The following is a 21,139-nucleotide window of genomic DNA, read 5'->3' as shown; positions in this document are numbered from 1 at the left end:
GGGTCGATAAGTTGATCTCACGCTAGCTTGCCGAGTGGTCTGCTGGTATAGGCGGTGGCCTCGTAGGCGGCGGGGCTGAGGTAGCCGAGGGTGGAGTGCCGGCGGCGGGTGTTGTACCAGCCCTCGATCCAGTCGAAGATCGCCGTGCGGGCGGCGGCCCGGGTGGGCCAGGCCCGCCGGTCGAGTAGCTCGGTTTTGATGGTGGCGAAGAACGATTCGGCGACGGCGTTGTCCCAGCACTGCCCCTTGCGTCCGGCTGAGAGTTGGACGTTGTGCCGCTTCGCGAGGTGGGCGTACTGGCCGCTCGTATATTGACAGCCGCGGTCGCTGTGGAAGATCACCGGCCCGGTCGGTCGTCGTGACGTGATGGCGTTGGACAGGGCTTGGGCGGGCAGGTCGGTGCGGAGGTGGTCGGCGGTGGCCCAGCCGATGACCCGGCGGGTAGCCAGGTCGATGACGGTGGCCAGGTACAGCCAGCCCTCCCAGGTGTTGATGTACGTGATGTCGCCGCACCATCGGGTGTCGACGTCGGCGGGGCTGGTGGTGAAGTCCCGGCCGACCAGGTCCGGGCGCGGGGTTGCCGCCGGGTCGGGCACGGTGGTGGTGCGCCACCGCTTCGGTGTCCGACCGCACAGACCCGCCGTGCGCATCAGCCGGGCGATCCGTTTGCGGGAGTGCCGCCGGCCCTGGGCGCGGAGTTCGGCGTGTATCCGTGGGGAGCCGTAGGTGCCGGCCGAAGCGTCATACACCTGCGCGACCCGTTCGGCCAGCTCGGTGTCGACCCGCTGGCGGGGCGACGGGCCGGCGGCGCGGTGCTGGTAGTAGGCGGACCGGGAGACCTTCAACAGCTCACAGGCACGCTTCACGTTGCCCTGCTGCGCCTTCTCCGCCTCGATGAACGGGTACACGTTCACCGGGTCTCCTTCGCGAAGAAAGCCGTGGCCCGTTTGAGGATGTCCACATCTTCACGCAGCCGACGGTTCTCCTGCCGCAACCGCGCCAACTCCTCGCGCTCCGCGCTGGTCAGCCCGTCGGTACGGGCGCCGGCGTCGAGGTCGGCCTGTTTGACCCAGTCCCGGACCGCCGTCTCGGTCAGGTCGAAGTCCTTCGCGACCTGACCGACCGTACGGTCACCCCGCCGACACACCTCCACGATCTCCGCCTTGAACTCCGGCGTGAACGCCCTGCGCGGCCGGCGTGGCTTCTTACCCATGCCTTCCATGATGAACATCCTCCCGAGGGCCCACAGCCCCCTGATCTCGGATGTCCGTCAAACCGGGTCAGGCCCACCCCGGTCTGCGCGGCGAGGGTGTTCCCGGTGTGCCGCAGGTCGTGGAAGTGGAGATTCGGCTGACCGACCTTGGCCACGGCCGCTTTCCAGTTGGCGAGCTTGTTGAAGTTGCCGCGCCAGATCGGCCGCCCGTTTTCGGTGGTGAACACGAACGCCTCGGGGTTGTCGTCGACCTCGGCGGCGAGGTGATCCACGATTGCCGAAACCACGGCCGGAGGCAGGCTGACGGTACGTCGGCCAGCTCGGGACTTCGGCGGGCCGAGGACCAGGCCGACGCCCCGCTGTTGGGTGAACGCCTGGCGGACGCGTACCGTCCCCGCCTTGGTGTCGATGTCCTGGCGTTGCACCGCCGCCACCTCGCCCCAGCGCAGGCAGCCGAAGGTGGTCAGCAGAACCAGGGCGCGATACCGGCCCGGTACGGCGTCGGCCAGGGTGAAGACCTGGGCCAGGGTGAGCACCGGCCGTTCGGCCGCTTTCTCCTGGTCCGCGCCTGTGATCCGGCACGGGTTCTTCGGCAGGATCTCGTCTTCCCGTACGGCGGTCATCAGCACGGCCCGCAGCAGCCGGTATGCCTTTGCTGCCACGCTTTCCGAGACGCCGTTGCCGAGCAGTTGCGCCCGCCATTCCCGAATTAGCGGCGTGTCCAGCCGGCCCAGTTCGACGCCGCCGAGGTACGGCGCGATGTGCTTGCCGAGCAGCCAGCCGTAGAGATGGATGGTGCGCGGCCGGAGGTTGGCGCGTTGCTCGATCCAGCGGGCGGCATACTCGCCGAGCTTGATCTTCGACCGCTCAGGGTCGGTCCACTCCCGCCGGGCAATCTGCGATTCGACCAGGACCAGGTAGCGCTCTGCCTCCGACTTCCGGGCGAACGTCTCAGGTGCGGGACGTAGCCGGCCGTCCGGACCCGGGTACCGCGCCTGATAGCGACCGGACGGAAGCTTGCGCACGTTGCCGAACCGGCGGTGCCCATCCCTGTTCGGCATCAGGCGACCCTCCGCATCCCGCTCCACACCTCGGAGGCGGTCAACGGCTCGACCCGTCCGGCGTCGAGGTGCGCGGCCAGGTCGACGGCCCTGATCCGTACGCTCCGGCCGAGCTTGTGGAACGGGATACGCCGTTCCGCGACGAGCCGCCGCACGTACCGCTCACTCATCTGGATTCGGGCCGCAGCCTGCTCGATGGTCAGAACCTCATCCACTGTGCTCAGTCCTCCCCGTTGACCGTCGTGCTGTCTGCGGTTGCCGTAACGTCGGGCGTTGTTCCCTGAGCCGCCCGGTCCTTCGCGGCGAGAAGTTCGGTACGCCAGCGGGCGCGTTCGGAGATGGCGCGCATGAGTCGGTGGGACATGGGTCCGACGTCGGGATCGTCGGGGCGGGCGAGTTCCCAGGCGTGGCGTACGGGTTCGGTGGTGGTGCCCTGGGCGTGGCCGATGCCGGCAAGGTCGGTGGTGATGCCGAGGAGTGCCCGAACCCAGGCGCGGGCGTCGTGTTTGTGGTCGGCGAGGGTCTTGCCGGACCAGTCGCGGGAGGTGAGGATGCGTCGGCCGCCGATGCCGAGGGTTTCCCGCTGGTGGACCTTGCCCTTGCACCGGCCCGGTTTGAGCTTGGCGTGTGCCTTCTTCGGCTGGACGCCGTAGAGCAGCCAGTTGGCGCACCGGTCGGTGCAGGGTGTGATCTGGAGTTGTTGCCAGAGCCGGTCGAGGTGGCGTTGCTGCCGGTCGGTAGCGATGGTGTGGCAGTCGCTGGTGGCTTTGGTGATGTACTTCGTGATGTAGCGGATCGTCCGCGCGGCGTCGTCGGTGCCGGGCATGACGCCGCGCGCGTCGACCTGCTTGCCGAACCGGACGACGTGCGCGGGTTCGGCGTCGGGGTCGGAGTCGATGGCGTCGAGTGCTTCGGTCCAGGTGGTCAGCGGTTGTCGGGTGTCGGGATCGACCCAGGCCGCCGTTTGCTCGTCCCAGACTGGTGGCCGGTCGCGGGTGTAGAGCTGCACGTCGACGGATGGCCACCACACTTGGTGGTAGGTGGCCGCCGCCACGGTGCGCAGCACGTCACGCGGGATGGTGCCCCGGATGGCGAAGTGCGCGTGTGGGGCGAGTCGGCGTTGCGGTTCGACGCAGCCGGCGTACTGGACGTTCCAGCCCTCGCAGCGCCGGAGGTTCTGCCAGAACCGATCGAGGAGTCGGGGGAAGTGGACGGCGTCCCAGGCTGCCCGGCGGTAGTCGTACCGGTCGGGGTTGACTGGAGTTCCGTCGGACAGCACCGGCCCGTATGAGTCGAGAGTGAGGGTGAGCCACATCGACGGCTGGTAGGCGGTGCCGTCCGGGGCGGTGTAGACCTTGCCGACGGTGCGGCGCTCGACCTTGCGGCGGGGCAGGTCGGGTGCGTCCTGCCGCCGCCTGGTCGAGCGCTTGCGCCGCCGGCCGGTGTCCTCGTCGCCCTGGCCGTCGTCGCCGGACTGGTGAGGCGGACCGACCCGACCGCGTAGCCCTTCGGCCGTGATCGCCTCCTCCACCTCGCGGATGGCCTCATCGAGGTCTTCGACCTGCTCCCACTCGGAGGCGCGGGCCGCTTCGTCGCGGCCGTATTCCAGATGTGCCCGCAGCACGATCAGCGCCTTCTGCTCCTCGGTCGCGGGTTCCGGGCCGGGCAGGGGTTCGTCCGTGCGGTGCCAGCCTTCTCGGATCTGTGTCTGCCGTAGCCGGCGGTGCTTCTTCGCGCAGGTCGGGCACTTGTCCTCCCGGGTCGCGCCGCAGGGCAGGTCGATGACCTCGGTCTGCCCGGTGTTCAGGTCGGTGCGGCGCATGGCGAGGGGGCGGATGCAGACGCCGTATTCGGTGGCGACATCTTTGAGGACGTCGACGGCGCGGGGTAGGCCCATCCGTGCCGCCCGCGACCCCGGCCGGGGTTGCTCCGGAGTCGGGGCGGACAGGTCGATGCCGGGCAGGGTCGGTGCCGTCATCGGGCGACCTCAGCGGAGCGGGTGGGGTGGACGACGCCGAGCGGAGGCAGCACCGCCGACGAGCCCGGCCGCGATGCCGGTACCGGGGCGTAGACGACCGGCGTACGGTCCTGGACCGGTTCAGGGTCGACGGCGACGGGTTCCGGGTCGGGGTCGTTGACGACGGCCGGCGCCTGGTCGTCGGTGGCCGCGATGGTGGCGGGTGCGCTGGACAGGACGACCTTGACCAGGGCGAGGAAGGCGAGGGAGGGAACCGCAGCCACTATCCAGCCCCAGACCGACGGTTCGGCTTCGGCGACCTGGGCGGCGAGGGACAAGATGGCGAAGCCGACCAGGAGCACGGCCACGAACCCGACCGGACGACCGGCCCGACGCCGGGCACGGATCTCAAGCCCGAGGTAGATGGCCATCAGCTCGACGGCAACCGCGTTGGCCCAACCGATCCAGTCGGGTTGGCCGTGCGCGACGGTCAGGTCATGCACATGAGTGAACGCGGCAGCGCCAGCCATCCCGCCGATGGCGAGCAGGATCAGCAGCCGGGCAGCGGCTTCGAGGCGTACCCGCATCATCGGCCCGCTCCCGTCCGCTCGCTGCGCAGGTCCCGGACGACGTGGGCACCGTCGATGGTCCAGATGGCGCGGATGGCGTGTTCGACGCAGGTCCAGGCACGGCCGCCGGTCCCGTGCTCGATCTCGATCAGGCCGAATCGGTCGCAGGTCGGCTCGCCGGGGTGGAGGGTGCACGGGTTCATCGGTTGCCCTCCTCCTCGTCGGGTCGGATGGTCAGGTCGACGCGGATGCGCCGGTACCGCAGTTCGGTGCGGTGGTGGAGGAAGGCAGCGATACCGCGCAGGGCAGCCGCCGCCTTGTCGGGTGGTGCGGTGAGTCGGATGCGCAGCGGCCGGCGGAACGCAGCCGCGATGCGGTTGAGGGGTGTCATGGCTGGTCACCTCCGGGCCGGTCGGATGGTGGTGCGGATGTTGTCGGGCGGTTCGCCGAGCGTGGCGACGGCTTCGGACAGGCAGCGCCACAGCGCCCACGCCTCGTCGGGTGTGAGGTACATGCGGCGGCGGCCGGCACCTACGGCGAGGTAGACGGGGTACGGGTCCGGGCGGTCCGGGTCGACGCGCACCGATACGGCCGTGCTCTGCCCGCTGTCGTTCGGGGTGCGGAGACGGTAGAACCGTCGTCCGGTCGGCTCGGTCATGCCTGCTCACCGCCGTCCTTGTCCGGGCCCTGCCGGAGGAGGTTGAGGAGCGCGTCGGGCAGCAGCGGCCCGGCGGAGCGCTGTCGGGGCAGGGATGGCCGGGTGGGTTCGGGCGCGGTTTCCCGGCCGACCTGGGCGAGGATGTCCGCCGCATCGACCGGAGCCGGGTACGTCGCGGCCATGGCCCGGATCTCGTCGTCGGAGATGTAGGAGAAGCGGACTCGGGCGGGTTCGGGAGTGCCGTCGAGGATGACGTACCCGACGCCTTTGGCCCAGCGCGGCATCTGGTCGGCAAGCGCGCCCCGATCCCGGGCACCGTCACCGAGCACCATGTCGACCTGCGACGCTTCGGTCAGGCCGAGGGCGATGCGGGTGGGGAACAGGTCCCGGAACGGCAGGACCTCCTTGCGCGGGTCTTGCAACGCGGCCACCACCAGGACGCCGACGCCGGCACCCTGCGACAGCAGCAGCCCCAGCGACGCGGCGATCCGCTTGCGCAGTTCGACATCCTGGAGATAGGCGGTAAGCGCGGCCATCTCGTCGATGACGACCACGACCAGGGGGTCGGCGACGGTCGGAGTGTGGACCCGGACCGAGCCGGCAAGCCTGGCCTGCCGTTCCCGCATGACGGTGACGGCCTCGTCCAGGAGGTCGGCCATGGCCTCGAACGACTTGCAGGCGAACCGGGCGAACATCGGCCGCCCCATGGCGAACTCCATCCCGCCCTTCGGGTCGATGACCCAGAGCCGGACCAGACCGGAGGCGATCCCACCGCCGAGTGTCCGGACGAGGGACCACAGCACCGAGCCCTTGCCGCGCCGGGTGGCGCCGCCGACCAGGACGTGAGTCGCCAACAGGTGCAGGCACCAGGTACTCAGGTCATCCCGCCTGGCCAGCGGCAGCGCGGTGAAGTCCGGCACCGCCGGGACGTCGAACGGTGGGACGACAGCGCGGAGCGCGTCAGTGCGGACCAGGACCAGGTAGACGACGCTGGGCCGGTCGCGGAACCGAACGGCATCGACCGCGCGGAGCAGCCACGCCCACCGCCCCGACCGGGTAGGCCGATCGTCGGGATGCTCGGAGTAGACCCGGGCATGCCGGCGCCCGAACGCGTACGCCAGGTTCGACGTGACCCGCTGGAAGTCCTCCGGCGTCTGACCGCGCACCATCCGGACCGCCAGCACGTCCAACGCCGGATCGGAGCGCACCGACAGCAGCCGGGGCAGAACCGTTTGATGGTCGTACCGTTCGGCCAGCCCGCACAGGGTCATGGCTTCGCGCCACACCCGGCGGTAGACGGTTACCCGGCGGAACCAGCCCAGCAGCGGACCAGCGAACCAGGCCCACCACGATGCTTCGTGCCGCCACCGCCACACCGCCGACGCCCCGCCGACCAGGACCAGCAGGGTGACGAGACCTTGCCCGCCATAGTCGAGGTAGACGGTGAGAAGGAACGCCGTCGACACGGTGGCGACCGGGTGGCGTAGGCACCACCACAGCGCCCGCCAGCCCCAGCGGAACAGCAGGCCGGGAATCACCAGCCACAACGGCAGTTCGAGCCGCTTGGGCCGGATCACCATCAGGTCCCCGGCCGAGGTCATCACCACTTCACCCCGAGGCCGCCCGATCATCGGACACCCCGCAGGGATACGAACCGGCCCGACGCGTCCCGAACCGCCGGCAGCGGCAGGACGAGCTGATCAGCGCACAACGGGCAACGGCCGTCCGCGCTATCGGTCGGGTCGAACCGGGACTGACACACACCACACCGCGACCGCAACTGGGCCGTACGGCGCCTACGCTTGGACACGTCAAAGACCTCTCTCGCCATGAGCAGGGGGATTTGGCAAAGAGGGGCGGGGCTGCCGTCCGCCAAGACCAGACAGCCCCGCCCACCCAGCAGCGGTCAGGCCGCCGCCAACGACGGGTCACGGGTGACGCCGGCCGGGGCACGCATCCCGGTGGCCCGCAGCGAGTACGCCATCCGGCCGTTGTTCGCCACGTACGGCGTGACGGTCATGCCGTCGAACTCGACCGCCTCGAACGGCACGCCCGTCGGCGGCACCGGCTGGACGTCGGCCGAGATCTTCACCGTCGTCTCTCGCGAGCGCTTCCCGAGTTCCGGGTCGAGGTCCATCACGCGGACCTGCCACACCCGCTGACCCGTCACCTTGTCCTTGGCCGGGGTACGCCGCCCCGTCTTCTCGTCGTAGTCCTCCACCTCACCCAGTGACTCGGGCACCAACGCGCACCCCGCCGGGAACACGTCCTCACACCGGACCGCGAACCGAGTCCCACCACGCAGAGCCATCGCCCCAGACCTCCGAAGCCTGTCTGCCAAGTAATCAACTTGGCTGCCATGTATGAGCTTCGAAGGTATGGCGACTTGGCAGACAAGTCAACGAGTCGATCGGAAGTTGTCTGCTTTGGACAGAAAAGTCCCTACGGGCGCGCGTCGAGAGAGGCCGAGCCCGACGGAGGCGGGAACGTCAGGAAGTCGGTAGGCCCGAGGCGGACGACGACGGCGAGGCCGACAGGAGCGACCGCAGGGCTTCTGCCCGTGCTTCGATGATCCGCATTCGCGCGGTGTGCTCGGCCGGGTCGCGGTGTGCGGCTTGGCCGGTCATCTGGCCGGGCCACTTGCGGTAGTGCAGTCCAGGTTCGGCGATGAAGTAGCCGTCACTGACGACGTTGGCCGCGATGAGCAGGCCGGTGTCCTCGGAGGCGGGTAGGGCCATCCAGCCGCCGAGGGCCAGGAGGAGATCCCGGCGCATGCACAGGGTCGCCGGGTGTACAGGTGCCCGGTAGTCGTTGGCCTTCCAGAAGGCGAGGACGGCACCGCGGCTGATCGGTCCGTCGGGTGGGTCCTTGTCCCATCCGTGTGTTGACCCGTCGGGGTGCAGGTCCAGGACCCGCGACGTGACCCAGCCGAGGTGCGGATTGTCGGTGAGGGTGGCGATGTCTCGGGCGAGCGCGCCCGGGGTGAGTTGGTCGTCGGCGTCGAGGACCTTGACGAACTCGCCTTCCGCCCGTGCCAGGGCGAGGGTTCGGGCGACGCCTGGGCCGCCGGGCCGGCCGTTGCCGGCGAGGATTCGGGGATCGTCGGGGAGCTGGTCGAGCAGTAGCCCGTCCTGCCCGTCCTCCTGGACGAGCCACTGCCAGTCCCACCCGTCCGGCATCTTCTGCCCGGTCAACGACCCGTAGGCGTCGGCGAGGTATCCGACGCTGGGCCAGTGAACCGGTGTGACGACCGAGACGAGTCGGCTCAAGCGTTCCACCGCTTCAGCTTCGTCGTGAAGCAGAGTTCCGTCCGGTCACCGGGGAAAACGACATCCGCGATCTCTACCACCCGATCCCGGATGTCGTACGACGTCTTGCGCACGTCCAGGACGGCAACCCCGGCTTCGATTTCGAGTAGTTCCGCCTCGTCCGGCAGCGGCGGCCGGGCCTGTACGACCTCTTCGATCCGGTCCAGCTCGATACCGACGGTGGAGAGTTGGTGTTGGGTGCCGCCGGGCCAGGGTTCGTAGTCGGCGGACAGCAGTTGCTTGTTGCCCTTTACCAGGTCGTACGGCAGGTAGGAGTACGACGCCGACAGCGGGGCGGTTTCGTGCCGGGAACTGGTCCAGTAGACCCGCCGCAGCAGCGGTGCACCGACCGGCAGCCCGAACGCCGCCGCCATCTCCTCGTCCGCCTTCACCTGCGAGTACTCGGCGTGGAACCTGAGATCATCGACCGTCAGACCGGTGTCATGCTCGGTTCCACCGGTCCGCCGCCGCTCGGCCTCGTCGAGCAGTACCCGGTCCTTCTCCCACTGGTACCGCTCGGTGTTGCGCCGGCGGACCCGCTGCCGAGGCGCCCTCACGTAAGTTCCCCGACCCTGCTCGGCCCGGACCAAGCCCCATTCCCGAAGCTGCCGGATGGCGTTGCGCACGCTCGTCCGGGACAGGCCGGACGAGTCGGCCAACTCCGTCTCGCTCGGCATGGCCGTACCCCGGGGAAGCTCGCCGCTCTCGATCCGGGCGCGCAGATCCTCCGCAAGCTGAAGGTAGCGCGGACGCCAGTCACGAGAGTTCACGGCGCTTACGCTACCGCCTAGACGTTGATACGTCTGCCGGGCCGTCGACCTGTCGCGCCGGTCAGTCACCGCCCTCGTCCCCAAGCAGCGGATCTTCTCGAAGCTGCCAGGCTCCGACCGGGTGCGAGAGGTGGATGATCTCGGCGAGGATGCGGCCGGTCTGCGCGAACGTGAGCAGCACGGTTTCGGTAGACCCGTGGCGCGTGACGTCGACCTTCAACAGCGGAGCGTGCGCGGCGCCGCGATCGGCGACGAGTTGGACGCTGAGCCAGCCGCTGCCCTCCCGGCCGACGGTCGCCATCCGGCTACGGTGCCTCGTGTCCGCCGCCACGCAGCCCTGACACCAGACGGGGCAGGCGTCACGCCGCAGGTCCCTCGTCCACGGCAACCCTGCGGCGTTGTGGTCATTCCCGGCCATCGTCGTCTTTCCGTGGGGGAGTGAATCCGGCCTGGTGCAGCAGCTCGTCCAGGTGCCGAGCGAGGCGCCATACCTCGGCCAGCCGAAGCACCGCCCCGCCGGATCCCCGCCACCGGCCGACAGCATGAAGCCCGATCATCGGCTGGCCTGCCTGCCCGGCGAACAGGTACACGACGACGTTGCCACCGCCGCGCCGGTCGCCGAAGCTCCGTACCGGCCCCTTGTGGTGGCGAAGCGGGTGCTGCGTCTGCGGCGGCACCACGAACTCACACCGCTGAGGCACGCACCACGACGGATGTGCTACCTCGGGCCGCTGTCGAGGCGCCCTGCTCACCGGGACCACCTCCCGCCACGTCCCCGGAACTCCTGCCCGAGCGTCAACAACGGCACCTCTCGCCAACAGACGTACTCACGCGTTCGAGCCGTAGCCCAGGACGGCGCAGCGGGCCGAGGAGTCGCGTAGGCCACGACTCGGCGGGTGGACGGCGCCGACCTTGGCCGTCGACTGTGGCGCTCAGGCGACCGCCAGAACGCGAGCCAGACAGGTAAGCGAACACGGCGCATCACGACCTCCTTGCAGGGTGATTGAGAGAGCCGATGGCCGGCTTCCTGGCGGAGGCTGGACCGGCCACCGGCCCGATGACGGCACGGCGCACCGCCCGGAGAGCGGCGTCGGGTATCGCCGTGCCCGCTCAGGCACACGCGTGGGGACGCGTCGAACCACTGCTCAGCGCGTCAGTGCACTTTGGATGTGCGGCCGGGGCGACGGCATGCCAACCCCTTGCCAGACCAGCCACCCCGACCGCACCCCTGAAAGGTACCTACAACCAGGCAGCTTGTCTATACATCCATGATGGCGATGAATGGCTGCCGAGAACACGGCAGACAGGTACGGTGATGCCCGTGCCAGCCCCGCACAGACAGCCCCGGTACCGTGCCATCGCAGACGAACTCAGACGCCGCATCACCGCAGGTGCGATCCCAGCCGGCGCCCTCATCCCCTCCGAGAGCGCACTTACCGCAGAGTTCCGCGTCGCCCGAGGAACCATTCGCGAAGCCATCAACGTGCTTCGCAGTGAGGGCTTGGTCGTCACCGAACACGGTCGAGGGACCTATGCTCGTCCCAACCTGCCCATACGTCGACTCGGCCCCGAGCGCTACCTGAACCGACTCCCGCAGCCAGGAGACGAGGGCACCGGGCCGGAAAGTGATCGACTTTCCGATGAGCAGGTCGACGCCGAGTATCACGAAGTCTCGGCGGATCCCGAACTCGCCGAGATGTTCGAGGTCGAACCTGGAAGTGGGCTGCTCAAACGCCGTCTACTGACCAGCGCCTACGGGGTGCCACAGCAGCTGACCATCGCGTACTACCTGCTCAACATGGTCGCCGGGACACCAGTTGCCGATCCAGGCCGTGAACCATGGCCAGGTGGCCATGTCGCACAGCTGCAGTCACTCGGCGTCGCGGTGACGAAGGTACAAGAAGTTGTACGGGCACGTGTGCCCACAATCGACGAAGTCAAGGCCCTCCGACTACCGATCGGCGTTCCGGTCCTCACCGTGATCCGCCGGACGTACGCTGAAGCGCGAATAGTCGAGGTTGCCAGCAGCATGGTGCTCCCTGCGGATCGTATCGCCTTGGAGTACGAGATCCGGGTATAGCTCTCCACGTCCAGCCGCCCAGATTTTCTACACGCCTTCAAGGCGGCCCTTGACGGGCCGCACGCGCCGCCGCCTGGGCGCGTGCCAGCCGCTGCCGCTGTCGCTCTGCGGCCGTCGCGCCGGACGCCCGGCGGCTGGCGCGGAGGCTGGAAGCCCGCTGGGCCGCCGCAGAACGACAGACCGTTGACGGGTGAAGTGGGGGCCGGGCAGCCGGCCGGGCCGCGCGGCCACGAGCCCGCGCGGCGTAGGGGAGGGCACGCCGGCCGCGTCGGCGAGCTGGCGGCGGTCGCGGGGGTGCGGCTACTGTGCCTCCGGCGGGGGCGCTCCGGCTCCAGGATGGCCGGGGCTGCGCCGGCGGGTCACGGTCCGTGGGTGGTTGCGGTAGGCCATCCCGCCTGCCATCGACCCGGGGCGAGCCGAGCAGACCACCGCCCGACTCGCCAGCGTCCGAGCCTGCGTCAAGGTCCGCTTGACGTGGCGGGCCGGGCGGTGGCCCGCTCCCCAGAAGGGCGGGTCGACGGCAGACGGGATGGCTCCCCACGGCCCTCTGTCTAAAGCTGCCGGGGCCTGGTCAAATTAGCCTCCAGCGCCAGCCCGCACACGGGCCCCACGCCCGCAAGCCAACCCGGCCTATCCTGGCCCATCCATCTCATGCTTGTGATGTCAAAGAGCACCGAGCGATGCACCCCTCAGTTTCGCTACACGTCCAGCGTGCCGTTCCTCATGGGTCAAATAGAACGCGGGCGGTCGAGTTGAAGGATCACCCTTGGTCTCATCTGTCGACGTATCCCAACCAAGGACTTCAGCCATCCTTGCAGCCACGGCCCGCGCAAGGGGCGGCGGAACAGCATTTCCAACCTGCCGGTATTGCTGAAGTCGCGGAAGAGGGTCGGGCCAAATGAAATTGTCGTCCATTCCTTGGATGCGCGCGCTTTCTCTGACCGAAATTACCCGGTCATACTTGTAATGCACCGGTCGAAGCGGCGAGAAATTCCCCGATCCTGCTCGCAGCGTGTAACTAAGTCGGTCTGCGTGAAGACGGTCGTGGAATGATTTCTTATCACGGGTTCCCGGCAGCAACTTCCGGAAGGCCTCAACCATTTTCGCGCTGTGCATCGTAGGCTCGTGATTAGGAATATCGCGAGCCCGGTCAGTCCCGACGTCCGGCAGATCGCCGATTGCATCCGCAACGGTCAGATAGGGTTTCGTTTCCCCGAACAAATCTACTGTTGCTGCTGCGGTGTGAGTTGGTGTCGGAAATTCGAAATTGACCCCTGCGGGAAGTCCGACTAGAAAGAAACGCTTTCGCGCTTGCGGGACTCCGTATTCGGCAGCGTTGAGGACCGAGGCGTAGACTTCATAACCCAATCGGGCTAGCTCAGTCTGCAGCTGATCCGCCAAGCCCCCACCCTCCATCTTCGTAAGATTTGGGACGTTTTCGAAGATGAAGGCGGTTGGAGAGAGGTCCCGAACGATATCAGCGAAGCGGAAGATCAGGTTTCCGCGCTTGTCGTCGAGGCCTCGCTGCTTTCCTGCGATGCTAAATGGCTGACACGGCGGGCCGCCTGCGATCAGGTCCAGCTTTCCCTTGATGTCGGCGATTTCAAGAAGTTCCGCGCCACTCGTCGAGGCGAGATCCGCGACGTGCCCGTAACCACCCCTGTACTGATGGTTGTAGTTGAATGTCCTGATGCTGGGTGCATCATGATCGAAGCCTGCGAGCACTTGGATGCCTGTGTCGAGTAGGCCGGTGGAGAGTCCGCCGCACCCGCAGAACAACTCAATCGCTCGTGGCGTCATATCAATCTCGTTTCTGTCCTGCGCACAAACCTGCGTTGTTGCTCTGAGAGCTTGAGCTGATATGTGGCGGCGTTCTGCACCACCAGCTGGGCCGGTTCCTCCGTAGGGTTGAACTCAAGGATGTGAACCAGGGAGTCGTAGTCTACCTTGATGGCAATCGGCCTCACCTCATGGCCCGGGAAGTATACCCGAGAAAAGGCAACCATCGCACTGATCTGCACCCTGTTAATCGCATCCGGTGCCGCCTTCGCTTCAACAGGGAGAATGACCGGTTCCTCGTCGTCGCGTAAGGCTACTGCGACATCCAGCTCGTCTAGCTCTGCTTGGCCGATGCCGATGACACTCTTCCTGACATGGCTCCGGAGCCGATAGGTGCGCAGGCCAGTGAAATGGTCGAGCAGGGAGCAGTAGTTGACCACAGTCAGCAGAGCTTGCTCATCGAACTCCGCGATTGCCTCCGGAAGAAGGCGTCGGACCGGCAGTGGTGTTAGGTCAAGCGCCTCGGTCACTGCGCCTTGAGGAAGCGGAATAATTGTCGACTCGCCGACCTCGAAGCGATAGCGGCCGCGCCCAACTTGGCGGAGGATGTAAAAGCCTGCGTTAAGAATCTCCTCCGGGAGCACCGTCCTTGATCGCATCCTATAGATGACGTCGGCCGGATTGCGGACCGTGATCCCCAGGTCAAGAGCGGCCTGTCGGACGTCGTCCAACGTGAAGTCTAGAAACGTAGCGCCGGAAGTGTACTTTTTGGTGAAAATCCGACGCAAGATAGGCACGTACACAGCGCTGGTTAGGCCGTGCGTCTGGAGGGGACGATCGAGGCTCGGCATGCCGAGCAGGCTACCTACCACTGACGCTAGATGGGGGATGGCGCTCCCGGTTTCGCCCAACGTCCATGAGCCAGCCGCAGACGATTGGTCCGACTTGCAAGGCCAGGGCTGGCAGGTCGGTCGCCTTCATGGGGCGTCGACCCTCGTAGGGCACCCGCTGATGCGTCGGAGCAACAGTAACTCCTCCGACGAGGTTGGTATCTGCCGGAGGGATCGCCTGTGGTGCTCGTACGACGAGCGTGTCCTACGCCGAGGGCTGGACGATGACGGACGGTAAGTGAATTCTGCCTGGCAGCAACGAGGCTTGGATCTGACGCCAACCCAGTGAAGCGAGCGGCCCCCGGGCCGCGGCGATGCTCACGGCAACGGTTCCAGCGCGGCGCGTCCGCTCCGGCGCAGGTGCCAGGCAGCAGCGGTTGCTGAGCCTGGGGTCAGCCGGTCCACATCCGCTACTGGAAGCGAGGGGACCACTTGACCCCACGTCTCAACCTACGTACCGTCACGCTCCGTAGCGAATCGCTGGGTGAACCCCACAGCAGCACTGGGAGTGTCCGAATGCCCTCTGAATACGCCAAGTCGCTGGGCGCCCGCCTGCGCTCCATCCGCCAGCAGCAGGGCCTGTCCCTGCAGGGTGTGGAGGAGAAGTCGAACGGGCGGTGGAAGGCCGTGGTGGTCGGCTCGTACGAGCGCGGCGACCGGGCCGTCACCGTGTCCCGCCTGGCGGAGCTGGCCGACTTCTACCGCGTTCCGGTCGCGGAGCTGCTGCCCGACGGCAGCGGGGTGCGGCACGAGCCCACCAGCAAGATCGTCCTGGACCTGGAGCGGCTCTACGACGAGGCCTCCGAGGACCTCGCCTACGTCGCCCGGTACGCCCGCGCCATCCAGCAGCAGCGTGGCGACTACAACGGCCGGGTGCTCTCCATCCGCGCCGACGATCTGCGCGCCCTCGCCATCGTGTACGACGCCTCGCCGTCGGGCCTGATCGAGCGGCTCACCGAGCACGGTGTGCTGGTCGCCGACCCGCGGGCGTTCTTCGCATCCTGACCGCTGGCGTACGACGAGGGGTCGTAGCGCGGCGGTCCCAAGTGCCGCTGCCGCCGTAACGACCCCTCGTCGTGGGCCGACGACCTCTGGCGCTGCTCGACATCGACCGGCTGCGGAAGCTGGCTAGTTCCGTCATGATCACCTTGCGCAGTTCCGGCACACCGAGCGCGAGTAACGGCGGAAGGTGCCGGAAACCGACGGGAGGCGTTCCGGCAGGTCAGAGTCAGCAGGCTGCTCGCCGCGCGACGATGACGGCTGGAGGGAGTGACACGCCTTCGGTGCGTGAAGGCACGAGACGATGTCGGTTGATTCCAGCCAGCAACGCCGACCAAGCTCCCCCGACTGGGGTCGAACCTCCGCCTCCGCCTGGTCGTAGTACAGCAGAAAGTACAGCGACCCACCGCACCATCACAGCCCTCAGCGAACCGGTCGAGGCTGGCGACCTGCGTACCGGGTCGCACGCAGCCGCCTCGCCGGCAATCCATAGGTTCAGGTCGACCGCGCAGTACGCGCAGTACGCGCGGCTACTCGGGGAACGGATCGGAACGCTTGCCACCGCCGATAGAGCTTCCACGGACGGTCAAGCCAGTCGAGCACTCTGCCCTTCGATGAGCGCAGTCGATCATCCTCGTCCCCACGGATGTACAACCCGACGTCAGGGTCTCCCGAGTGCTCGGCCGCATGCCAGTGCGCCACCGCAGCCCGCGATAGATCGTCGACGAGGCGCTGCGGCACACCGGCGCTCCTGAGTGCGACTTCGAGCTGACCCAGGTAGACCTGTAGATCCAGCCAATCGCTCTCACCGCCCTTGGTCCAGACCTTACGGTCGATCTCCACGAGGAGTTCCGCCGCCTTCCGCCGGCTCTCATTGCGACGGCCGACCGAGGCGATCCCGGCCCCGAGAAGCAGTGTTCCCACGGGCAGCAGTTGTTGCAGCAGGGTTGGCTCGCTCACGGAAAAGAAGCTACCGAAGACTGTCCATACTGCCTCAGGTCCGCACGACGGCCTATGGCGACAAGATCATCGGGCACAAGCCGGGCACGACTAACCACGACAAGGGCTGTCATCCGCTGTGAGGCGACAGCAAACCTCGCCCAGGTCCGGACGTCGATCCGACCGATCTGGGATGATCCACAGGTCTCCGCGGCATCAGCGCCGACAGCAACCGGCTGGGACGAGGGCAACCGCCAGCAGCCGAGCGCGGACAGCCGCCCGAGGTCGCAGACGTAGATGGACCCTGCCGGACGGAGCGCACAGAGCTTGTAAGCGAGACGTCCAGGCACGCCTCCGCGTCGTGCCCGTCGTGGATCGATGCTTGATTGGCAACTGCCGAATAGCCCTGTTTCAGGATCAAGGCGCTCCGCGCGGCGCGGGCCGGGCGCGGAAACCGGCTCCTGCGGAGCCGCCGCCCCGGCCGCCTCCGGCGCCGGGGCGAGAAATCAGCCGGCCCGCAACCCACGCCCGCCCCGCGCGTCCACCTGGTCCCGAAAGGGACCACGGGACGAGTCACGCAGCTCCCAGGACAGGCCAGACGACAGCCGGGGCCGAACTGTTCCCCAGAGCCAGCACACGAACCGCGGGCGACCAGTTGCTGACGGCCGCCTCACCGACCACGAGGCCGCTCGCTATCCGGGGTGGGAAGAGGCGAAGAGGGGGCAGGGGTGGAGAAGCTGCCCAAGCGTTACCGCTAGGTGGTCGACGGCTTGAAAAACCGGGAGGAGTGGTCACCCGCCGGCCCGGTCGAGGTGACTCCTTCCGCCTGTCGGACGGCCGCCGGGTACGTCAGGGTTGTCATTCGGTGGCTGGACAGGCCCGAGGCGGAATTGCCGAATGTCCTCCCGGACTGCGCGGGCGGGTGGCGGACGCCGAGTTAGAGCGCCTCCGGCGGGGCCAGATGACTCCAGGTGGAGTTTGCCGACCGGTTCGATGGGTTGGCGGTTTAGGAGGATGCCAGCCCGCCAGCCACCGACCCAGGCAAAGCCGAGCAGGCCAGGGCCAGGGTGAAAAGGTCGTACGTCCGGTCGGGCGCTCCACCTTGTCACCCTCGCCCTGGCCACGGCATGTGGGTCGACGGCTTCAGGATGGCAGTCAGGTCACATGGCTTCGGTGCGATGGCCGAACTGCTCTGATAACCGGCGATGGCCGCCTTACCGAACAGCCACCGTTGATTCACGTGATCAAAAGCCGGCCGGAGGGTTCTTGTACCAACCGGTGATAACGCCGACCAGGTGCTGTAGGTTCTGCGTCCGCATGACCGGCGCTGATGCCTTGATCTCGAAGTCGGCGCTGGCAGGGGTCGTGCGCCAGATGCTGACGCTGGTGACCGGCGCGTTCATGTGTGGGTTCAGCCGTCGGAAGAACTCGATGATTTCCTCGTCGTCGAGGTCCATCTCTTCAGTGAAGACGTGGTAGGTGCCAGCAAGAACGCGCAGCGTACCGACCGATCCGAGAAGCGACTGCTGGCGGAGTTGAAGAGGAGAGAGCTTGCCGTCTGCGACCGCGGCGAGGTCGCTAAAGGCTTCAGTGATGCACTCGAGAAACTTGTGGACGGCCTCGGTGACGGCAGCGTCATCGAGCTCGGTCTCACGCTTTTTACCGATCCGGCCAGCGACTCCAACAGCAACTGCGCGAGTGAGGTCGGCTACATGCTTGGCACCCATGAGATTGGGGTTCTTGGCGGTCATTCGGTCCTGCTCCAGGTCGACGCGACCCTTAAGCAGCGCGTGGTCCATTACCCGATCGAGGGTGCGGTTGGCAATCTTCGAGCCGTCGAACCGAGACCGCAAGGCGCTAGAGATGCCCTTGGCGTTGTCGGCTACGTCCACGAACATCTGCCGGCTGCGGATGTTGTCAGGTTCTACGTAGATGTCGAGGCCGACGAACTCGCTGTCCATGCGCCGGAGGCGCTGCAGTAGATCGTCACGCTGCTGCCGCAGTTGGGCGATCCGGTCATCGGAGCGGGCACGCTCGATGTCCTTGTCCAACTTGTTGATCTGCTCGGTCAAGCTCTTGATCTCGATGTCGACACCAAGGATCCGGTGCTGGCCGTCGATCGTGCTCAAAGGAGACAAGGCACCAACCGACCAAGGGATCTCCAGGTAGCCCAGCCGCCCTTCGGGTGCTCCCTCGATGGCATCGAAGTCGCAGCCACCGTTGTCGCGAGCAAGCAGCGCGGGAGCCACCCAGTCGACCTTCTTGTGGAGGTAGTCGCCGAAGTCCTTTGCGTGGCGTCGATCGACCTTACGGTTGTCCGGGTCAGGCTCCTCCGGGTTAGGCAGCGGCAGGATCACGCTCAGGTCTGCGAGCGGGACCCGGAGGCTGTAGACGGTGCGTCCACCCTGCGTGGAGCGCATGGCGAGGTAGGTGCTGGACCGCTTGACTCCGCTGAGCCGGCTGGGGTCGATCGAGATTGTCATAGGGGCTCCATGTGTCAGACTAGATCTTGGCCGCAACAAGAAGGGCCCTGTCGCGGCGATTAAGAAGTTAATCTGCGAAGCAGCCTACAGTCAACTCCAACTAGGAGTTAAGGCTGAACCTGTCTACTGTCGGCGGCTGGACGGGGACAGTGGACCGACCAGGCCAGGCCGCTGCTCGCGCCCCGGGAGAGGCGGCAGAGAAGTCGACCCCTACGCGACCCCAACCGGTCGCAAGATGAGCACCGCAAGCACGTCCACCGAGCAGGACACGACGAGGCCAGCATGGACGGCCAGGATCGACAGGGGAGCACTCTTAATCCGCGGGTCAACCACGGAGACGGTCGGGGGCGGCTGAACCACCTCGAACTGAGCGACCGCGGCCCGCGGGCGGGCGTGCCATTAGCGTGCCATTGAGCCAGGACAACAAGGGCTAGCCGAGGCCGCTGGAGGCCGCCGCGACCAGGACACCGGCTGGTCAAAGGCCCGATCTTCGACACTTCCCAAGCTGACAGTGCGGGTTCGATTCCCGTCACCCGCTCAAAGAAAATGCCCCGGTCAGGCGGGAAGCCGACCAGGGCGTTTCCTTATCGCTATCGCGCATGTGGCCGCCAAGCGGACTCAACAGCGGCTCCTCGACGGTGATGGCTGGGGCGCGCCGCCGGGTGGTGGCACGCCCCAGCAGGTCAGGCGAGCTGCTTGGCCCGGGTGGTGGTCACCGTCGCGGTGCCGTCGGTGGACAGGCCGGAAATCAGGTACGCCTGGTAGGTGCCGTTTGGCAGCACGGTCCACAGGTCCGGCGTGCCGTCGGTGTTGATGTCGGCGGCCCACAGCGTGCTGATCGTGACGCCGGTGTTCCAGTTCGCTGCCACCTGGTATTGGATGTGGGTCAGCGTGCCGGTGCCGTCGCCGTTGTCGAGCATGGTGACCCCGGTCCACAGGTACAGGTCGCCGGTGGTGGCGTTGCGTAGGAAGAGTGCGAGGCCGGAGGCGGTCTCGGTGCTGGCGATGCTCCAGTTTTGCCAGTCGGAGCCGCCCGTCGGGGTGGCGTTGGTCAGCACGGTGATGACGAAGTAAGCGCCCGGCGCGCCCAAGTTGGGGTGGTAGTCGAGGCGGTACCCGTTGGTGGCGTCACCGGAGATGCTGATTAGGTCCGGGAGGCCGTTGTCGACTCCATCAGCGACGTATCCGTTGACCAGCGTCTGCGGTGAGTTGCCGTTGGCGTCTAGGAGTTGGTCCCGGATGATGGTGTGCACGTTGCCGCTGCGGTACGGGTCGGGCATCGTGCCGTCGCCGGCGCCCCTGATGACCAGGCCGCCGCCGGCGTGAATCCCGCCCGGGTAGTAAACGAGAAAGTCCTCTTCGGTCTCACCGCGGAAGAGGCCGGTGATGATCTGCGCGCCGTCGAACTCGGCGGGGGACGCGGTGCCGCCGACGCCGTTGCCGTGTAGGCCGATGTTGACGGCCGTCTGTACGTGGCCGGTGCCGACGCCGGTCTTGCGGGACTTCAGGCCGAGCGCGGACCAGACGCCGGACCCGAGTCCGGTGTCCGGGCCGCCGACAGTGACCAGGTCAGCGATGCCATCGCCGTTTAGGTCCTTGTCGACCTGGCCGGCGGTGATAGTGGGTGGAGTGGGCTTGGCGGCCTGGGCGGGCAGGGCCGGGGCGAGCGCGGTCAGCGCGAGCGCCACGGGCGCGGTCCAGGCGAGCATGCGACGGGAGTGGACGGAAGCTGTCATGGGTTCCCTCGTGCTTTGAGGAGTTTGGCGATCGGACAGTACTGGACGACGGCAATCGCCGCCCTTGCCTTGTCGCCGACAAGTCCGAGAAGCACATCAACACTCAAGCCGGTGGCACGGAGCCCCAAACCGCCGTCACGACGACGGCAACAGGAGCAGTGGAGAGCGATCCGCCAGTCCCAGCGGTGAACCATCCCGAGGCCATGCCCGTACGGCTGCCACAACACCGCAACGACCCCGCGAACCGGCAGCACTCCTGGAAAGGCTATCAACTGCGCTTACACAGTGGCCGCCGCCCGTGCCCCCTACGTGCCCGTAGCGGCGGGAAGCCACGGGGAACGACGGTCAACCACGGGCACCGTGACCAGGAGCGCGGCCCGTTGACCTTGGCCAGGACCGGCACCCCAGCGAGTTCCCAAGCTGACAGTGCGGGTTCGATTCCCGTCACCCGCTCCAGCCTGAAGGCCCTGGTCAGGACGTCAGTCCCAGCCAGGGCCTTGGTTATTCAAGGGCGGCGAACATGCTGAGTGCAACGTGTGACTGACCAGGATGCCGGCCACCCCTTCGGATCGTCGGCGCTTCGCGTCCGACCCATCGTGCCGCCATCGGATGTGGCCTTGCCCCTGGTCGGCTCTGGTGAGTACGGCAAATCTACTTGCGGGGGTACGCGGCCTGTAGCACCTCTCGAACGAGATCA

Annotated in this window: 22 protein-coding genes; 2 read left to right on the top strand and 20 right to left on the bottom strand. The window is 67.3% G+C overall.

Features of this window, described 5'->3' with window-relative positions:
- Positions 1-17 precede the first annotated feature (17 nt).
- From ACN28C_RS05020 to ACN28C_RS04950, 15 genes are all read right to left on the bottom strand, one after another.
- The gene (locus ACN28C_RS05020) at positions 18-914 is read right to left on the bottom strand and encodes an IS3 family transposase (protein WP_422768992.1); all 897 of its coding nucleotides are present in this window, start codon (positions 912-914) and stop codon (positions 18-20) included.
- The gene (locus ACN28C_RS05015; RefSeq protein ID WP_422772404.1) at positions 911-1,153 is read right to left on the bottom strand and encodes a transposase; all 243 of its coding nucleotides are present in this window, start codon (positions 1,151-1,153) and stop codon (positions 911-913) included. The genes ACN28C_RS05020 and ACN28C_RS05015 overlap by 4 nt, the downstream gene beginning before the upstream one ends.
- The gene (locus ACN28C_RS05010; protein WP_422772403.1) at positions 1,093-2,274 is read right to left on the bottom strand and encodes a site-specific integrase; all 1,182 of its coding nucleotides are present in this window, start codon (positions 2,272-2,274) and stop codon (positions 1,093-1,095) included. Before ACN28C_RS05010 ends, ACN28C_RS05015 begins: the two co-directional genes overlap by 61 nt.
- Positions 2,274-2,489 carry a helix-turn-helix domain-containing protein gene (locus ACN28C_RS05005; protein WP_422772402.1) on the bottom strand — a complete coding sequence of 72 codons (216 nt, stop codon included), beginning with the start codon at positions 2,487-2,489 and terminating at the stop codon, positions 2,274-2,276. Before ACN28C_RS05005 ends, ACN28C_RS05010 begins: the two co-directional genes overlap by 1 nt.
- A gap of 5 nt (positions 2,490-2,494) precedes the next feature.
- The gene (locus ACN28C_RS05000) at positions 2,495-4,252 is read right to left on the bottom strand and encodes a replication initiator (protein ID WP_422772401.1); all 1,758 of its coding nucleotides are present in this window, start codon (positions 4,250-4,252) and stop codon (positions 2,495-2,497) included.
- Complete coding sequence (locus ACN28C_RS04995; protein WP_422772400.1) at positions 4,249-4,821, bottom strand: DUF2637 domain-containing protein; 573 nt, start codon at positions 4,819-4,821, stop codon at positions 4,249-4,251. Before ACN28C_RS04995 ends, ACN28C_RS05000 begins: the two co-directional genes overlap by 4 nt.
- Positions 4,818-5,003 carry a hypothetical protein gene (locus ACN28C_RS04990; RefSeq protein ID WP_422772399.1) on the bottom strand — a complete coding sequence of 62 codons (186 nt, stop codon included), beginning with the start codon at positions 5,001-5,003 and terminating at the stop codon, positions 4,818-4,820. Before ACN28C_RS04990 ends, ACN28C_RS04995 begins: the two co-directional genes overlap by 4 nt.
- Entirely contained in the window at positions 5,000-5,191 is a 192-nt protein-coding gene (locus tag ACN28C_RS04985; protein WP_422772398.1) for a hypothetical protein, read from the bottom strand. The genes ACN28C_RS04990 and ACN28C_RS04985 overlap by 4 nt, the downstream gene beginning before the upstream one ends.
- Positions 5,192-5,197: 6 nt before the next feature.
- Positions 5,198-5,458: a hypothetical protein gene (locus ACN28C_RS04980; RefSeq protein ID WP_422772397.1), complete on the bottom strand. Its 261-nt coding sequence runs from the start codon at positions 5,456-5,458 to the stop codon at positions 5,198-5,200.
- Positions 5,455-7,059 carry an FtsK/SpoIIIE domain-containing protein gene (locus tag ACN28C_RS04975; RefSeq protein WP_422772396.1) on the bottom strand — a complete coding sequence of 535 codons (1,605 nt, stop codon included), beginning with the start codon at positions 7,057-7,059 and terminating at the stop codon, positions 5,455-5,457. The genes ACN28C_RS04980 and ACN28C_RS04975 overlap by 4 nt, the downstream gene beginning before the upstream one ends.
- 305 nt (positions 7,060-7,364) lie before the next feature.
- Positions 7,365-7,769: a transcriptional regulator gene (locus ACN28C_RS04970; RefSeq protein ID WP_422772395.1), complete on the bottom strand. Its 405-nt coding sequence runs from the start codon at positions 7,767-7,769 to the stop codon at positions 7,365-7,367.
- Positions 7,770-7,947: 178 nt separating this feature from the next.
- Positions 7,948-8,736 (bottom strand): glycosyltransferase family 2 protein, encoded by a 789-nt coding sequence (locus tag ACN28C_RS04965; RefSeq protein ID WP_422772394.1) that lies wholly within the window; start codon positions 8,734-8,736, stop codon positions 7,948-7,950.
- Positions 8,724-9,536 (bottom strand): GntR family transcriptional regulator, encoded by an 813-nt coding sequence (locus ACN28C_RS04960; protein WP_422772393.1) that lies wholly within the window; start codon positions 9,534-9,536, stop codon positions 8,724-8,726. The genes ACN28C_RS04965 and ACN28C_RS04960 overlap by 13 nt, the downstream gene beginning before the upstream one ends.
- Before the next feature lie 61 nt (positions 9,537-9,597).
- A complete protein-coding gene (locus ACN28C_RS04955) occupies positions 9,598-9,837 on the bottom strand; it encodes a hypothetical protein (RefSeq protein WP_159079364.1) in 240 nt (79 codons plus the stop codon).
- Between the two features lie 103 nt (positions 9,838-9,940).
- On the bottom strand, positions 9,941-10,216 hold the full coding sequence (locus ACN28C_RS04950; RefSeq protein ID WP_159079363.1) for a hypothetical protein: 276 nt from the start codon (positions 10,214-10,216) through the stop codon (positions 9,941-9,943).
- Positions 10,217-10,857: 641 nt separating this feature from the next.
- Here ACN28C_RS04950 and ACN28C_RS04945 point away from each other — a divergent pair.
- Complete coding sequence (locus ACN28C_RS04945) at positions 10,858-11,616, top strand: GntR family transcriptional regulator (RefSeq protein WP_422772392.1); 759 nt, start codon at positions 10,858-10,860, stop codon at positions 11,614-11,616.
- A gap of 663 nt (positions 11,617-12,279) precedes the next feature.
- Here ACN28C_RS04945 and ACN28C_RS04940 read toward each other — a convergent pair.
- Both ACN28C_RS04940 and ACN28C_RS04935 read right to left on the bottom strand, forming a co-directional pair.
- Positions 12,280-13,416: a DNA cytosine methyltransferase gene (locus tag ACN28C_RS04940; RefSeq protein WP_422772391.1), complete on the bottom strand. Its 1,137-nt coding sequence runs from the start codon at positions 13,414-13,416 to the stop codon at positions 12,280-12,282.
- A complete protein-coding gene (locus ACN28C_RS04935) occupies positions 13,413-14,246 on the bottom strand; it encodes a hypothetical protein (protein ID WP_422772390.1) in 834 nt (277 codons plus the stop codon). The genes ACN28C_RS04940 and ACN28C_RS04935 overlap by 4 nt, the downstream gene beginning before the upstream one ends.
- A 555-nt stretch (positions 14,247-14,801) precedes the next feature.
- Between ACN28C_RS04935 and ACN28C_RS04930 the strand changes: the two genes are divergently transcribed.
- Positions 14,802-15,290, top strand: a complete 489-nt coding sequence (locus tag ACN28C_RS04930; RefSeq protein WP_109802355.1) for a transcriptional regulator — start codon at positions 14,802-14,804, stop codon at positions 15,288-15,290.
- Between the two features lie 489 nt (positions 15,291-15,779).
- On the opposite strand, the gene ACN28C_RS04925 is transcribed toward ACN28C_RS04930, so the two are convergent.
- The 3 genes from ACN28C_RS04925 to ACN28C_RS04915 all read right to left on the bottom strand — a co-directional run bounded on the left by ACN28C_RS04925 (position 15,780) and on the right by ACN28C_RS04915 (position 20,442).
- Positions 15,780-16,244: a hypothetical protein gene (locus ACN28C_RS04925; RefSeq protein WP_422772389.1), complete on the bottom strand. Its 465-nt coding sequence runs from the start codon at positions 16,242-16,244 to the stop codon at positions 15,780-15,782.
- Positions 16,245-17,467: 1,223 nt separating this feature from the next.
- Positions 17,468-18,706 carry a DNA sulfur modification protein DndB gene (locus tag ACN28C_RS04920; protein WP_422772388.1) on the bottom strand — a complete coding sequence of 413 codons (1,239 nt, stop codon included), beginning with the start codon at positions 18,704-18,706 and terminating at the stop codon, positions 17,468-17,470.
- A gap of 683 nt (positions 18,707-19,389) precedes the next feature.
- Entirely contained in the window at positions 19,390-20,442 is a 1,053-nt protein-coding gene (locus ACN28C_RS04915; protein WP_422772387.1) for a hypothetical protein, read from the bottom strand.
- Positions 20,443-21,139 lie beyond the last annotated feature (697 nt).

It is taken from the genome of Plantactinospora sp. WMMC1484 (genome assembly GCF_049315195.1).
GTDB lineage: Bacteria > Actinomycetota > Actinomycetes > Mycobacteriales > Micromonosporaceae > Plantactinospora.
The sequence above is the reverse complement of the archived record's forward strand: the minus strand, read 5'-3'. Positions and strand labels throughout refer to the sequence as shown.